The 15164-nt window shown below is 62.4% G+C and carries 12 protein-coding genes and 6 tRNA genes; 2 read left to right on the plus strand and 16 right to left on the minus strand.

Features of this window, described 5'->3' with window-relative positions:
• Positions 1-571: 571 nt before the first annotated feature.
• The 5 genes from asd to leuC all read right to left on the minus strand — a co-directional run bounded on the left by asd (position 572) and on the right by leuC (position 5842).
• Complete coding sequence (asd, locus tag ACF8O8_RS26910; protein WP_003247195.1) at positions 572-1684, minus strand: aspartate-semialdehyde dehydrogenase; 1113 nt, start codon at positions 1682-1684, stop codon at positions 572-574.
• 63 nt (positions 1685-1747) lie between these two features.
• Positions 1748-2830, minus strand: a complete 1083-nt coding sequence (gene leuB, locus ACF8O8_RS26915) for a 3-isopropylmalate dehydrogenase (RefSeq protein ID WP_003247194.1) — start codon at positions 2828-2830, stop codon at positions 1748-1750.
• 54 nt (positions 2831-2884) lie between these two features.
• Positions 2885-3649: a class I SAM-dependent methyltransferase gene (locus tag ACF8O8_RS26920; RefSeq protein WP_010953004.1), complete on the minus strand. Its 765-nt coding sequence runs from the start codon at positions 3647-3649 to the stop codon at positions 2885-2887.
• Positions 3650-3767: 118 nt separating this feature from the next.
• Positions 3768-4412, minus strand: coding sequence for a 3-isopropylmalate dehydratase small subunit (gene leuD, locus ACF8O8_RS26925; RefSeq protein ID WP_020192544.1), 645 nt, complete (start codon positions 4410-4412; stop codon positions 3768-3770).
• Positions 4409-5842: a 3-isopropylmalate dehydratase large subunit gene (gene leuC, locus ACF8O8_RS26930; RefSeq protein ID WP_010953002.1), complete on the minus strand. Its 1434-nt coding sequence runs from the start codon at positions 5840-5842 to the stop codon at positions 4409-4411. The genes leuD and leuC overlap by 4 nt, the downstream gene beginning before the upstream one ends.
• A 131-nt stretch (positions 5843-5973) precedes the next feature.
• Here leuC and ACF8O8_RS26935 point away from each other — a divergent pair, with 131 nt between their 5' ends.
• On the plus strand, positions 5974-6852 hold the full coding sequence (locus ACF8O8_RS26935) for a LysR family transcriptional regulator (RefSeq protein WP_010953001.1): 879 nt from the start codon (positions 5974-5976) through the stop codon (positions 6850-6852).
• 61 nt (positions 6853-6913) lie between these two features.
• Complete coding sequence (locus tag ACF8O8_RS26940) at positions 6914-10210, plus strand: bifunctional diguanylate cyclase/phosphodiesterase (protein WP_049586794.1); 3297 nt, start codon at positions 6914-6916, stop codon at positions 10208-10210.
• 90 nt (positions 10211-10300) lie between these two features.
• On the opposite strand, the gene ACF8O8_RS26945 is transcribed toward ACF8O8_RS26940, so the two are convergent.
• The 11 genes from ACF8O8_RS26945 to ACF8O8_RS26995 form a co-directional block, all read right to left on the minus strand.
• Positions 10301-10744 (minus strand): Hsp20 family protein, encoded by a 444-nt coding sequence (locus ACF8O8_RS26945; protein ID WP_019437397.1) that lies wholly within the window; start codon positions 10742-10744, stop codon positions 10301-10303.
• Positions 10745-11085: 341 nt separating this feature from the next.
• Positions 11086-12057 (minus strand): tRNA dihydrouridine(16) synthase DusC, encoded by a 972-nt coding sequence (locus ACF8O8_RS26950; RefSeq protein WP_010952998.1) that lies wholly within the window; start codon positions 12055-12057, stop codon positions 11086-11088.
• 51 nt (positions 12058-12108) lie between these two features.
• Complete coding sequence (locus tag ACF8O8_RS26955; protein WP_003247186.1) at positions 12109-12543, minus strand: thioesterase family protein; 435 nt, start codon at positions 12541-12543, stop codon at positions 12109-12111.
• A 104-nt stretch (positions 12544-12647) separates the two neighbouring features.
• Positions 12648-13529 (minus strand): alpha/beta fold hydrolase, encoded by an 882-nt coding sequence (locus ACF8O8_RS26960; protein ID WP_392510852.1) that lies wholly within the window; start codon positions 13527-13529, stop codon positions 12648-12650.
• A gap of 15 nt (positions 13530-13544) precedes the next feature.
• A complete protein-coding gene (locus ACF8O8_RS26965; RefSeq protein WP_108078527.1) occupies positions 13545-14084 on the minus strand; it encodes a TetR/AcrR family transcriptional regulator in 540 nt (179 codons plus the stop codon).
• Between the two features lie 170 nt (positions 14085-14254).
• Positions 14255-14330: transfer RNA gene (locus ACF8O8_RS26970), tRNA-Glu, on the minus strand.
• A gap of 42 nt (positions 14331-14372) precedes the next feature.
• Positions 14373-14448, minus strand: a tRNA-Ala gene (locus tag ACF8O8_RS26975).
• A 61-nt stretch (positions 14449-14509) separates the two neighbouring features.
• Positions 14510-14585: transfer RNA gene (locus ACF8O8_RS26980), tRNA-Glu, on the minus strand.
• Positions 14586-14627: 42 nt separating this feature from the next.
• Positions 14628-14703, minus strand: a tRNA-Ala gene (locus ACF8O8_RS26985).
• A gap of 51 nt (positions 14704-14754) precedes the next feature.
• Positions 14755-14830 (minus strand) — tRNA-Glu (locus ACF8O8_RS26990).
• 72 nt (positions 14831-14902) lie between these two features.
• A tRNA-Ala gene (locus ACF8O8_RS26995) sits at positions 14903-14978 on the minus strand.
• Positions 14979-15164: the final 186 nt, after the last annotated feature.

The raw sequence follows: 15164 nt of genomic DNA on the forward strand, positions 1-15164 counted from the left end.
TGTGTCGCCATCGTGAATGGACTGTTCGCTGAGTCAAAACAGACGAATTTGCTTCTTGCTTCTTGCTTCTTGCTTCTTGCTTCTTGCTTCTTGGATGTGGGCATTCACACCGAGTAGGTATTCATTCACGCAGGTGGCGCATAGTCACCTTTCCGCCCTTACGGCGGGTCCCTTTTTGTCGTGGCAAAAAGGAACCAAAAACCGTCGGCTCCCATCATCCGGCCCCTGCGCTGCGCTCCGGGGTCCCCTCGCTCCGGGCTTGCTCCCGGGAGGACCGCGCTGCAGGCCCCATCGTGGGGCCCAGCGCTTGACGGGCATCCATGCCCGTCACCTCCCTCCGCAAGCCCTGCGCTCGGCCTCCTGAAGTCGCAATCTGCGTCGCCTGAACTACCGCGCACTTAGAAGCAAAAGCAAAAGCAACGGCAACGGCTCTGTCAGAGCAGACATTTCGCCATTAAACAGCGGCATGACTTATCCGGCGATTAGGCCCGCGACCCAAATGCATACTTTCAGGCATAAAAAAATACCGCACTGTCACCAGTGCGGTATTTTTCAGGTGAAGCCTGAACGATCAACGCTCCAGCAGAATCCGCAACATGCGGCGCAGCGGTTCGGCGGCGCCCCACAGCAGCTGGTCACCCACGGTGAACGCGCCCAGGTACTGCGACCCCATGTTCAGCTTGCGCAGACGGCCAACCGGGATGTTCAGGGTGCCAGTGACCTTGGTCGGGGTCAGTTCCTGCATGCTGATTTCACGCTGGTTCGGCACCAGCTTCACCCAAGGGTTGTGCTGGCTGATCATGCCTTCGATGTCGGCGATCGGCACGTCCTTGTTCAGCTTGATGGTCAGCGCCTGGCTGTGGCAGCGCATGGCGCCAATGCGCACGCAGATGCCGTCGACCGGGATCGGGCTCTTGAAGCGGCCGAGGATCTTGTTGGTTTCGGCCTGGGCCTTCCACTCTTCACGGCTCTGACCGTTCGGCAGTTCCTTGTCGATCCATGGGATCAGGCTGCCCGCCAGCGGCACGCCGAAGTTCTCGGTCGGGAACGCTTCGCTGCGCATGGTCTCGGCAACCTTGCGGTCGATATCGAGAATGGCGCTGGCCGGGTTGGCCAGGTCATCGGCCACTGCCGCGTGGGTAGCACCCATCTGCTTGATCAGCTCGCGCATGTTCTGCGCGCCGGCACCCGAAGCCGCCTGGTAGGTCATGGCGCTCATCCACTCGACCAGACCGGCCTCGAACAGGCCACCCAAGCCCATCAGCATCAGGCTGACAGTGCAGTTGCCACCGATGTAGTTCTTGGTACCGGCATCCAGCTGCTGGTCGATGACCTTGCGGTTGACCGGGTCAAGGATGATCACCGCGTCATCCTGCATGCGCAGGGACGAAGCGGCGTCGATCCAGTAACCCTGCCAGCCGGCTTCACGCAGCTTGGGGAAGACCTCGTTGGTGTAGTCGCCACCCTGGCAGGTCAGGATCACGTCGAGGGTCTTGAGTTCTTCAATCGAATAAGCGTCCTTGAGGGGCGCTGTATCCTTGCCCACGTTCGGACCCTGGCCACCAACATTGGAGGTAGTGAAGAACACCGGCTCGATAAGGTCGAAATCCTGCTCCTCCAGCATCCGCTGCATGAGCACGGAACCGACCATACCGCGCCAACCGATCAGACCTACACGTTTCATCGCAACTACACCTTTGCTAAAAGTGGGCCGCCACCGGGAATTTTGGGGGGCGGGCCAGAGAGATTACAGATTCCGCAGCGCTGCGACTACTGCGTCGCCCATTTCCTGCGTACCAACTTTGCGGCAGCCTTCCGAGAAGATGTCGCCGGTACGCAGCCCCTGGTCCAGAACCAGGCTCACGGCCTTCTCGATCGCCTCGGCGGCAGCCGACTGATTGAAGCTGTAACGCAACATCATCGACACCGACAGGATGGTCGCCAGTGGGTTGGCGATGCCAAGGCCGGCGATGTCCGGTGCCGAGCCGTGGCAAGGCTCGTACATGCCTTTGTTGTCGGCATCCAGGGACGCCGAAGGCAGCATGCCGATGGAACCGGTCAACATGGAAGCTTCATCCGACAGAATGTCACCGAACATGTTGTCGGTCACCATCACGTCGAACTGTTTGGGGGCACGCACCAGCTGCATGGCAGCGTTGTCGACGTACATGTGGCTCAGTTCCACGTCCGGGTAGTCCTTGGCCACGTCTTCGACCACTTCACGCCACAGCTGGCTGGAGGCCAGAACGTTGGCCTTGTCCACCGAGCACAGCTTCTTGCCGCGCACGCGGGCCATGTCGAAGCCGACACGGGCAATGCGGCGCACTTCGCTTTCGCTGTACGGCAGGGTGTCGTAGGCCTGGCGTTCGCCACCTTCCAGCTCGCGCTGGCCACGCGGGGCACCGAAGTAGATGCCGCCGGTCAGCTCACGGACAATGAGGATGTCCAGGCCCGACACGATTTCCGGCTTCAGCGACGAGGCATCGGCCAGTTGCGGGTAAAGGATGGCCGGGCGCAGGTTGGCGAACAGGCCCAGTTGCGAGCGGATCTTCAGCAGGCCGCGCTCCGGGCGAATGTCTCGCTCGATCTTGTCCCACTTCGGCCCGCCCACAGCCCCCAGCAGCACTGCATCGGCCTTGCGCGCACGCTCCAGGGTTTCGTCGGCCAGCGGCACACCGTGCTTGTCGATGGCGGCACCGCCAATCACGTCGTGCGCCAGGCTGAAGCCGAGCTGGAACTTGTCGTTGGCCAGCTCCAGTACCTTGACTGCCTCGGCCATGATTTCCGGGCCGATACCGTCACCTGGGAGAATCAGAATCTGCTTGCTCATGCTTTCCTCTATCCATTCACACGGCGTGGCCAAGCGGGCCCCACCGAAAAGTGCTTAACGCTCGGCCCACAACACCAGCACATCGGTGCTGAACGAGCCGTCGGCCTCGATCTGGTAATACTGCCGTACTTCTTCGCCCATGGCTTGCTGCAATTGGCGGATGGCCACGCGCATCGGCTCGGGGGTGCGCATGCGCTCAACCCAGGTGCTCCACTCCAGGCGCAACGTTTGGCGGGTGTGGCTGCGCACGTGCAGGCCGGCTTCGCTGACCTGGCGTTGCCACTCGGCGGCGGAGTAGTCGCGCACGTGGCTGGTGTCGCGCAGCACTTCGACCGTTTGCAGGTAAGTGTCGAGCAGCGGGCTGCCCGGCGACATCACGTCGATGAACGCCGCCACACCACCTGGCTTGAGCACCCGGCGCACCTCGCGCAGAGCCAGGCCCAGGTCGCTCCAGTGGTGGGCCGAATAACGGCTGAAGACAAAGTCGAACGAAGCATCGGCGAACGGCAGGCGTTCGGCAGCGCCGCGTTCGGTCGTGATATTGGCCAGGCCACGCTCGGCGGCGGCGCTGGCGACCACGTCGAGCATGGACTGCGAGAGGTCGTAGGCGACCACTTCGGCAACCAGCGGGGCGACGTGGAAGCTGACATGACCGGCACCGCAGCCCAGGTCCAGCACGCGGGCATGGGCCTGCCCTGCCAGCTCAGCCTGCAGCAGGGCGAATTCACTGCCTTGGGCGTGCACGGCGCTGCTGAGGTAGGCGCTGGCCTGCTCGCCGAACTGGCGTTGGACCACATCGATGTGCTGGGTGCTGGTCATGTCTCGTTCCTTTAGATTTTTGTTGCCTGTGCCGGCCTCTTCGCGGGTAAACCCGCGCCTACAGCGACCGCGTAACTTTCTGTAGGAGCGAGGAGGCCCGCACTGTCACCTACGAACTTCAGGCATCACGGAACAGCCAAGGCTGGCTGGCGCGGTGCTTGGCTTCGAAGGCCTTGATCGCGTCGCTGTCCTGCAAGGTCAGGCCGATATCGTCCAGACCGTTGAGCAGGCAGTGCTTGCGGAACGCATCGATCTCGAAGTGCAGCACCTTGCCATCCGGGCGGGTCACCGCCTGCGCCTGCAGGTCGATGGTCAGCTGGTAGCCCGGGTTGGCTTCGACCTGCTTGAACAGCTCGTCGACTTCCTCATCGCTGAGAATGATCGGCAGCAAGCCGTTCTTGAAGCTGTTGTTGAAGAAAATGTCGGCAAAGCTCGGCGCAATGATGCTGCGGAAGCCGTACTCGTCCAGCGCCCAGGGGGCATGCTCACGGCTGGAGCCGCAACCAAAGTTTTCCCGCGCCAGCAACACGCTGGCACCTTGGTAGCGCGCGTGGTTGAGCACGAACTCTTCGTTGAGCGGGCGCTTGCTGTTGTCCTGGTAGGGCTGACCCACATCCAGGTAACGCCACTCGTCGAACAGGTTCGGGCCAAAGCCGGTGCGCTTGATCGACTTCAAGAACTGCTTGGGGATGATCTGGTCGGTGTCGACGTTGGCACGGTCCAACGGTGCGACGAGGCCAGTGTGCTGGGTAAAGGCTTTCATGCTGCGCTCCCTTGGATCAACTCGCGGACATCGATGAAGTGGCCCGCTACAGCAGCAGCGGCGGCCATGGCCGGACTGACCAGGTGGGTACGGCCACCGGCGCCCTGACGGCCTTCGAAGTTGCGGTTGGAGGTGGACGCACAGTGCTCGCCGCTTTCAAGGCGGTCCGGGTTCATCGCCAGACACATCGAGCAGCCTGGTTCACGCCATTCGAAACCGGCTTCGAGGAAGATCTTGTCCAGGCCCTCACGCTCGGCCTGGGCCTTGACCAGACCGGAACCTGGCACGACGATGGCTTGCTTGACGCTGGCGGCCACCTTGCGGCCCTTGGCGATTTCCGCCGCAGCGCGCAGGTCCTCGATTCGCGAGTTGGTGCACGAGCCGATGAACACACGGTCCAGCTTGATGTCGGTGATCGCCTGGTTGGCGGTCAGACCCATGTACTTCAAGGCACGCTCGATCGAACCACGCTTGACCAGGTCGGTTTCGGCAGCCGGATCCGGTACGCGCTGGTCGACGGCCAGGACCATCTCGGGCGAAGTGCCCCAGCTGACCTGTGGCTTGATCTGGCTGGCATCCAGCTCGACCACGGTGTCGAATACGGCATCGTCATCCGACACCAGGTCTTTCCACGACTCGACCGCTTGCTTCCACTGCTCGCCCTTCGGCGCGTACGGGCGCCCTTCGACGTAGGCAACGGTAGTGGCATCGGTTGCCACCAGGCCCACGCGGGCGCCGGCTTCGATGGACATGTTGCAGATGGTCATGCGGCCTTCCATCGACAATTCGCGAATGGCACTGCCTGCGAATTCCATGGCGTGACCGTTGCCACCGGCGGTGCCGATCTTGCCGATCACGGCCAGCACGATATCCTTGGCGGTGACGCCGGCAGGCAATTGGCCTTCCACGCGCACCAGCATGTTCTTCATCTTCTTGGCGACCAGGCACTGGGTGGCGAGCACGTGCTCGACCTCGGAAGTGCCGATGCCATGGGCCAAGGCACCGAAGGCGCCGTGAGTGGAGGTGTGCGAGTCACCGCAGACCACGGTCATGCCCGGCAAGGTGGCGCCCTGCTCCGGGCTGATGACGTGGACGATGCCCTGGCGCTCGTCATTCATCTTGAATTCGACGATGCCGTATTCGTCACAGTTCTCGTCGAGGGTCTGCACCTGCAGGCGCGACACCTGGTCGACGATCGCCTCGATACCGCCCTTGCGCTCTGGCGTGGTCGGCACGTTGTGGTCGGGCGTGGCGATGTTGGCGTCGATACGCCATGGCTTGCGGTTGGCCAGGCGCAGGCCTTCGAAGGCCTGGGGCGACGTCACTTCGTGGATGATGTGGCGGTCGATGTAGATCAGGGACGAGCCGTCATCACGGCGCTTGACCTCATGGGCTTCCCAGAGTTTGTCGTAGAGCGTTTTGCCAGCCATCAGACTGTTCCTCATCAGCGTCTTTCTATGCCAAAGACCCCTTGGCTTGTACGGACGATGCTAGGGGGTTAGATTGAATAACTCAAATTCATAATTTTTATGCTTTGGATAACCCAAAGGAATACGACACCATGGACCTGGCCAACCTCAGTGCCTTCATCGCCATTGCCGAAACCGGCAGCTTTTCCGGCGCAGCCGAACGCCTGTTCCTGACCCAGCCGGCCATCAGCAAACGCATCGCCGGCCTGGAGCAGCAACTGGACGTGCGCCTGTTCGACCGCCTGGGCCGCGAGGTGACCCTGACTGAAGCCGGGCGCGCACTGCTGCCGCGTGCGTACCAGATCCTCAACGTCCTGGATGATACCCGACGGGCGCTGACCAATCTGACCGGGGCCGTGAGCGGTCGCCTGACCCTGGCCACCAGCCACCACATCGGCCTGCACCGCCTGCCCCCGTTGTTACGGGTTTTCACCCGCCAGTACCCGGCAGTAGCACTGGATATTCAGTTCATGGATTCGGAACAGGCCTACGACGAGATTCTGCATGGCCGCGCCGAAATCGCCGTTATCACCCTGGCGCCCGAGCCGCACCATTTGGTCAAGGCCGTGCCGGTGTGGGACGACGCCCTGGACTTCGTCGCCGCCCCCGAGCACCCGCTGGCCAACAACCAGTCGGTCAGCCTGGCTGACATCGCCCGCCACCCGGCGGTATTTCCCGGCGGCAACACCTTTACCCACCATATTGTCCAGCGCCTGTTCGAAAGCCAGGGCTTGACGCCGAACATCGCCATGAGCACCAACTACCTGGAAACCATCAAGATGATGGTGTCGATCGGCCTGGCCTGGAGCGTGCTGCCACGCACCATGCTCGACGAACAGGTTGCACCCATCGCTTTACCCGGCATACAGCTGTCGCGCCAGCTAGGCTACATTCTGCACACGGAGCGTACGCTATCGAATGCGGCCAGGGCATTCATGGCCCTGCTCGACAGCCACTCAGGGCCCACCTGACCGGCTGTCAGCCAGCTATTCGTATTCCAAGGACACGTCATACGCCACAGGTCTGGTACCAATGCCCAAATCAGCAAACCGCTTTTTGCGCCTGCCGCGAATACCCGCAGCTGATCCCCAGGAGTCCGAGCAGGCCTGGCAGAACGCCCCGCAACTGCTGGCAGCGCTCAACGGTGCGCACCTGGGTGCCTGGCTATGGGATATCGAAAGCGGCAGGGTTAGTTGGTCGCGGGGCACCCAGGCCCTGTTCGGTTTCGATCCACAGCGGCCACTGCCCGCCGATATCGATTACCTCGACCTGCTGCCCGAGGAGGATCGCGCCCGCACGCGCCAGGTGTTCCAGGCGGTGGTCAATGGCGAGCCGGTGGAGCAAGCCATGCGCCACCGTATCCGCTGGCCGGACGGCAGCCTGCACTGGCTGGAGATCAACGGCAGCCTGACCCACGACCCGCACGGCCGACCGCAGATGATCGGCGTGATCCGCGAGATCACCCGCCAGCGCGAGCGGGAAACGGCGCTGATCAATTCGGAAAAGCGCTTCGCCACGCTGTTTCACCTGAGCCCCAACGCCATTTTGCTGACCCGCCGCCGCGATGGCATGATCTTCGAGGTCAACCAGCACTTCGAAGACATGTTCGGCTGGCCCGGCAGCCAGGTGATCGGCAAGACCAGCCTGGAACTGGGCCTGTGGGTCAACCCTGAACAGCGCCACCAGATAGTGGAGTCGACCCGTGCCAACGGCGGCCCGCTGATCATGGAGGTGCAATTCCGCGCAACCAGCGGCAAGGTGCATGACGGCATCCTGTGCACCCAGGGCATCGAGCTGGAAGGCGTGACCTTCCTGATCAGTACATTCGTCGACACCACCGAACGCAAGCGTGCCGAGCAGGCCCTGAAGGACAGCCAGGAGCGCCTGGACCTGGCCCTGGACTCGGCGCAACTTGGCACCTGGGACTGGCACATCCCAAGCGGCATGCTCTACGGCTCGGCCCGCGCCGCGCAGCTGCATGGCTTGCCGCCCATCCCCTTTCATGAATCGTTCGATGCGTTCTTCGAGGGCGTGCCGGAGCACGAGCGCAACTCGATGCGACAAGCCTACCGTAGCCTACGCGAAGGGCCCGCCGGCAACTATCAGATCACCTACCGGGTGCAGCTGGAAAACGGCACTTCACGCTACATCGAAAGCCGCGCGCGGCTGTACCGCGACGACCAGGGCATCCCCCTGCGCATGGCGGGCACCTTGCTCGACATCACCGATCAGGTGGAGCGCGAACAACGCCTGAGCGCCTCGGAAGAGAAGTTTGCCAGCCTGTTCCAGGTCAGCCCCGACCCGATCTGCGTCACCCGCCAGGACACTGGCCAGTTCATCGAGATCAATCCGGCGTTCACCCAGACCTTCGGCTGGAGCAGCGCGCAGGTGCTTGGGCGTACCGCCGAGGAAATCGGCCTGTGGGCCGAGTCCGTCGAGCGCGCGAAACGTATCGAGCAGGTGATCCGCGAACAGGCCTTGAGTAACGTCGCCGTGGTACTCAACCACCGCAATGGCGACCCGCTGACCTGTGTGATTTCCAGCCGCCTGATCACCGTCGACGACCAGCCCTGCAGCGTGACCACCCTGCGCGACATCACCCAGCAACAACGCGCCGAAGCCGCGCTGAAGTCCAGCGAGGAGAAGTTCGCCAAGGCCTTCCACTCCAGCCCCGACGCCATCACCATCACCGAACGCCACAGCGGCCGCTACCTGGAGGTCAACGACGGCTTCTGCCGCCTGACCGGCTACAGCACTGATGAAGTGATCGGCCACACGGTGTATGAGATCGGCATCTGGGCCGACGACAAGCAGCGCAGCGCGCTGCTGGCCGAGTTGCGCGAGCGCGGCCGGGTACACCACCGCGAGATGCTCGGGCGCAACAAGCGTGGCGATATCCTCACGGTCGAGGTTTCGGTGGAACCGATCACCCTCAACGAAGTGGATTGCCTGCTGCTGACCGCCCGCGACGTCAGCCAGCTGAAGAACGCCCAGGCGCAGATACGCCACCTGGCCTATCACGACCCGCTGACCAACCTGCCCAACCGCGCCTTGCTGATGGACCGCCTGAGCCAGCAGATCGCCCTGCTCAAGCGCCATAACCTGCGTGGCGCCCTGCTGTTCCTCGACCTCGACCACTTCAAGCACATCAACGACTCGCTGGGCCACCCGGTGGGCGACACCGTGCTGAAGATCATCACCGCCCGCCTTGAGGCCAGCGTGCGCCTGGAGGACACCGTGGCGCGTCTGGGGGGCGACGAATTCGTGGTGCTGCTTAGCGGCCTGGAAGGGAGCCGCGAACACGTTGAAGAGAAAGTGCGCGAGCTGGCCGACACCCTGCGCGAACTGCTGGCCGAGCCAATGTCACTGGATGGCCAGCGCCTGCAGGTAACGCCCAGCATCGGCGTGGCGCTGATCCCCGACCACGGCACCACACCGGCCGACCTGCTCAAACGTGCCGATATCGCCCTGTACCGGGCCAAGGACTCCGGTCGCAACACCACCCAGCTGTTTCACACCACCATGCAGAAGGCCGCCAGCGAGCGCCTGCGCATGGAAAACGACCTGCGCCTGGCCCTGGCCCGTGGCGAGCTGGCACTGCACTTCCAGCCGCAGGTGGATGCCCGCGACAACCGCATCGTCGGTGCCGAAGTACTGTTGCGCTGGCACCACCCGCAACTGGGTCAGCAACCGCCCTCGCAGTTCATCCAGGTACTGGAAGAAAGTGGCCTGATCCTTGAAGTTGGCAGCTGGATTCTCGACGAAGCCTGCGACGCCTGCGCCCGCATGCTGACCGACGGGCTGATCGACGCTGATGATTTCAACCTGTGCGTGAACATAAGCCCGCGACAGTTCCGCCAGAACGACTTTGTCGGGCGGGTGCTGCGCAGCCTGGACGATTACCGCCTGCCGCGGCAGATGCTGACGCTGGAAATCACAGAAGGCATCGTCATACAGAACCTGGAAGACACCATCAGCAAGATGTGCGAGCTGAAGCGCTACGGGGTGAGTTTTGCCATGGATGACTTCGGCACCGGCTATTCCTCGCTGACTTACCTGAAGCGCCTGCCGGTCGATGCGCTGAAGATCGACCAGAGCTTCGTACGCGATGCTCCGGTCGACCCCAACGACGCAGAAATTGTCCGCGCCATTGTCGCCATGGCGCGCAGCCTGGACCTGGCGGTGATTGCCGAAGGGGTAGAACTGACCGAACAGCTGGCGTTTCTCGAGCGGCTGGGGTGCCATCTGTACCAGGGTTATCTGCACAGCCGGCCATTACCGTTACCGGAGTTTCGGCAGATGTTGCTGGAGGCGCCGGCAGATTACTGATCGCATGACGGCCGCGCACCTACGCGGGACTGCGTGAGAAGCACGAAAAAGGGCACCTCTGGAGGTGCCCTTTTTTTCGTTGCAGCTCGATCAGTTCAGCGCTGGTTTTTCGCCATTGATCGGAATGCGCTTGGCCTTGGCTTCTTCAGGCACGATGCGCAGCAGGTCGATGCTGAGCAGGCCATTGGCCAGGCCGGCGGCCTTCACTTCGATGTGATCTGCCAGGCGGAACGACAGCTTGAAGGCGCGTTGTGCGATACCCTGGTGCAGGTAGGTCACTTCAGCGGCGCTATTGTCGCGCTTGCCACCGGTCACGGTCAGGACACCTTTTTCGACCTGCAGGTCGAGGTCCTCTTCCTGGAAACCGGCTGCAGCAACCACGATGCGGTAGTGGTCATCGCCATGCTTTTCCACGTTATAGGGCGGGTAGCTGCTACCGGCCTCGTTACGTGCCGCGGATTCGAACAGGTCGTTGAAACGGTCGAAACCAACGGAATGACGGAACAGTGGAGCAAGAGAGAAAGCAGTAGTCATGGTCATAAACTCCTGAGATTCAGCAAGTAAGTCATTACGCGACCCGGCTTCGGCATCGCGTACTCAAAAGATATGGCCGAGGGAAATGCTTTCAAGGGATAAATAGAAAAAATTTGATTTTTTTGCACGGGGTTTGATGGCCTCTTCGCGGGTGAACCCGTTCCTACACGGCGGCCTGTGCCCAACCACCGACCTGTGTCCATCCTCGATCAGGCGTAGGAGCGGGTTTACCCGCGAATACGGTAGCGGCGGCAACAGTGAACGGCGGGTGGGGATTGGCCAGCAGGGCCGGCCCTTTCGCGGGTAAACCCGCTCCTACAGGTGCAGTACCAGCGGCCTGCTCAGGCGACGCAAGCCTCCAAGACTTGCGCCTCTACCCCCAGCAACCGGCTGATCCGCGCGCAGTCATCTTCCCGGCGCAACTCGGCAAACAACACCACCGCTTCAGGGTAACTGCGAGTCAGCATCGCCAGCCACTGCTTCATCCGCCCCGGCGCATAACGCGGCGACAATTTGGCCTGGGCCTGGCGCCAGAACTCGCGCAACAGAGGCAACAAGTCATGCCAGCTCATCGGTTGATAGTCGCGCCCGTCCCGCGCCGCCGCAATCTGCAGGCCCAGGTCCGGGCGCGATACCAGCCCACGCCCGAGCATGATGTCTTCAGCGCCACTGACCTCGCGGCAACGCCGCCAGTCATCGACCGTCCAGATCTCACCATTGGCGAACACCGGCACCTTGACCACATCCTGTACCCGCGCCACCCACTCCCAGTGCGCTGGCGGCTTGTAGCCCTCAACCTTGGTCCGAGCGTGCACCACCAGGTGTGCCGAACCGCCTTCGGCCAAAGCCGTGGCGCACTCCAGTGCCCCGTCGGGGCTGTCGAAGCCCAGGCGCATCTTCGAGGTCACCGGGATATTTGCCGGCACCGCCCGCCGCACTTCACGCACAATGGCGTGCAGCAACTCCGGCTCTTTGAGCAGTACCGCGCCACCGCGCGACTTGTTCACCGTCTTTGCCGGGCAACCGAAGTTCAGGTCGATCACCGGCGCCCCAAGCTCGCAAGCCAGTGCAGCGTTTTCCGCCAGGCATACTGGGTCAGAACCCAGCAATTGCACGCGCATGGGCACACCGGCAGCCGTGCGCGCGCCCTGACGCAGTTCAGGCGCCAGCTTGTCGAACGAGGACGCCGGCAACAGGCGGTCGCACACGCGAATGAACTCGGTGACGCACCAGTCGATACCGCCCACACGAGTCAATACGTCGCGCAGGATGTTGTCGACCAGCCCCTCCATGGGGGCCAGGGCAATTTGCATGTCGGGGTCTCAGCGGAAAAAGCCGGCAGTTTAACAAAAAATGCCGGCCACTCAGGCGCCGATCAGCGCCGGACCGTAACCTTCGACGAATTCCGCCGGCATGCGCCTGGGCTTGCCGCTGGACAGCTCGATGCAGGCGAAGGTGGTTTGCGCACGCAGCAGCGTCACACCATCGCGCGGGCGCTTGAGCTGAAACCGCCGCGTCATGCGCAGGCGCTGGTCCCAGTCAATGATCCAGGTGGCCAGTTGCAGCTCGTCGTCTTCATACGCGGCGGCCAGGTAGTCGATTTCGTGGCGCACCACAGCCATCGCCCGGTCAAGGCGCCGGTACTCGGCCAGGTCCAGCCCCAGACGCTGGGAGTGGCGCCAGGCGCAGCGCTCAAGCCAGGTGACGTAGACGGCATTGTTGGCATGGCCAAGGCCGTCGATGTCCTCGCTGCCGACGCGCAGGTCGATGACGAAGGGTGTTGCCAGGTCCCAGCTCATTTTCGCTTCCTTGGCGCAAAAGGCGATTTAGCAGCGATCTGCGGGGCAATGTCCAGCCCCCGTGAGCCTGAGGCAGTCGTTATAGGGGCGGGCTTGCCCGCGAATCAGACACCGCGGCGGATGGCACCGGCGGCGATACCGATGTTCGCGACTGAAGCCGCCCCGACACTAACCGCTTCAGCCCGAGCCAGCAATTCGAGCACGGCTTCACTTAGCCGCGGGTCGGCCAGCACTCGCTGGTGACCACCCTCTTCCAGCAGCATCAGCCGGCTGTCGAACCAGGACTTGTGGATGACATGTGCCTCATCTGCGGGCACGAGAGCATCATCGGCAGCATGCACCACCAGCCCCGGCAGCTCCAGCTGGTACCCCGTGACATCCAGCCGCGCAATCTGCATGCCCACATCGCGCTCGATCTGGCGAATGAACGCTGCCCGTGCCCGTGCTGGCAGCCCCAGGCGATGGGCAAAACCACGCAACACACCGAGCAACCGCGCCGGCGCTGCAATGCTGACAGCCGCCTTTGTGCGCAGCCCCATCTGCAAAGCCAGCAGCACGCTCGCCCCACCCATGGAATGGCCAATGACTGCACGCAAGGGCGGCAACTCAGCCGCAGCCTCAAGCAGCGCCCGGGCAAACAGCACCACATTCGCTTGCTCGCCAGGCGAACGACCATGCCCAGGCCCTTCCAGCGACACCACCGTATGCCCCGCCTGAACCAAGGTCTCGATCAAGGCGGCAAACTGCGTCGGGCGCCCTTCCCAACCGTGCATCAGCAGCACGGTCGGCCCTTGACCCCAGCGCAAGGCAGACAGGCCGAAGCGCAGCGTAATGCGCTCGGCGCTGGCCAGCACAGGCAGCTCCCAATCCCGCGGCGGCAGGTTGCGCGGGGTCATGAAGGCTCGGCGCATCTTGCCCGCGACATGCTCGGGGGCCAGGCGGCCCAAGGTGCCATTGACACCGCGAATCCAGCTCAGGGTAGTCATCGCCATGCTCCAGGGTTAAAGCACCGCCGATTTGGCGGCGCGCAGAATACGGTCAGACAGGTCACTGGTCCCCAAGGCCCGGGCCAGCGCCAGCCCCCCAACCATCAGGGCCAGGTCGGCCAGCGCTTTGTCGGCATCCTCAGGGCGGTCGACCATCGCGGCAGTCATCAACTCGATGTGCTCGGCCAGCACCTCGCGGAAGACCTCCGGCAGGCGCTGCATTTCGCCCAACGCGTTAGGCAGCGGGCAAGCATGTACTTCGCAGTCCCGGTGCTTGCGCGAGAGGTAGAAGGCCCCGGCCAGCGCTCGCCGCCCGGCGCCATCGAGATTGGGGTCGATCTGGGCGAGCAAGGCACGGCGCTCACCCAACAACTGGCGGAACGCTTCGAGCATAAGCTCGTCCTTGCTGTCGAAGTGCGCATAGAAGCCGCCGACGGTCAGGCCTGCCGCACCCATCACCTGGCTGACGCTGGGCTCGGCCGGGCCGTGCTGGATCAGCGCACTGCGCGCAGCTTCCAGAATGCGTTCGCGGGTTTTGCTCTTCTTGTCGCTCATCTGGCACACACCACACAAAATATGATGATCGAAATATTATTCCCATCATATTTTTTGGCAAGCAAAATGTGCGGCCGTTTGTCGGGGGCAAATTATTGAGAAGGGAAAAAACAAAAGGCCCATTCAATAAGCGAATGAGCCTTTAAAGTCCCGCAAAACGCGGGTAAACGTGGCGTCCCCTAGGGGACTCGAACCCCTGTTACCGCCGTGAAAGGGCGGTGTCCTAGGCCACTAGACGAAGGGGACGTAACCTTCGCGAAGATCCACTTGCGTGAACCGTGGCAGAAATGGTGGAGCTAAGCGGGATCGAACCGCTGACCTCCTGCATGCCATGCAGGCGCTCTCCCAGCTGAGCTATAGCCCCGAAACAAAAGGCTCATCAATAATCGACGAGCCTTTTTAAGCCCTGCAAAACGCAGGAAAAGTGGCGTCCCCTAGGGGACTCGAACCCCTGTTACCGCCGTGAAAGGGCGGTGTCCTAGGCCACTAGACGAAGGGGACGTAACCTTCGTGCCGATCCGCTAACGCGAACCGCGGCAAAATTGGTGGAGCTAAGCGGGATCGAACCGCTGACCTCCTGCATGCCATGCAGGCGCTCTCCCAGCTGAGCTATAGCCCCGGATTTCTAGCCTCGCGGCCCAGCGACATAAAAACATCGCTTGTGTAAAACTGGCGTCCCCTAGGGGACTCGAACCCCTGTTACCGCCGTGAAAGGGCGGTGTCCTAGGCCACTAGACGAAGGGGACGAACCTTCTTACCTTCAAGACCCGGTTGCTGGACCCGGTCTTGCTTACCAGCCTTGGCTGCTAAGCGGAATTTGGTGGAGCTAAGCGGGATCGAACCGCTGACCTCCTGCATGCCATGCAGGCGCTCTCCCAGCTGAGCTATAGCCCCACAATGTCGCTTTGAACTGAATCGCTGGCTGGGTGCCTGACGTTTCGTTTTCGTTCATCGCTGTGGACGGGGCGCATATTAAGTTCGGATTGCAGGGCTGTCAAACTAATTTTCAAAAATATTCAAAAATTTTTTCACAGATAACAATCACTTACCGCCCTACCTCGGTTTTTTGGGGCTTAGTTG

The organism is Pseudomonas sp. TYF_14 (assembly GCF_043105275.1).
Classification (GTDB): domain Bacteria; phylum Pseudomonadota; class Gammaproteobacteria; order Pseudomonadales; family Pseudomonadaceae; genus Aquipseudomonas; species Aquipseudomonas alloputida.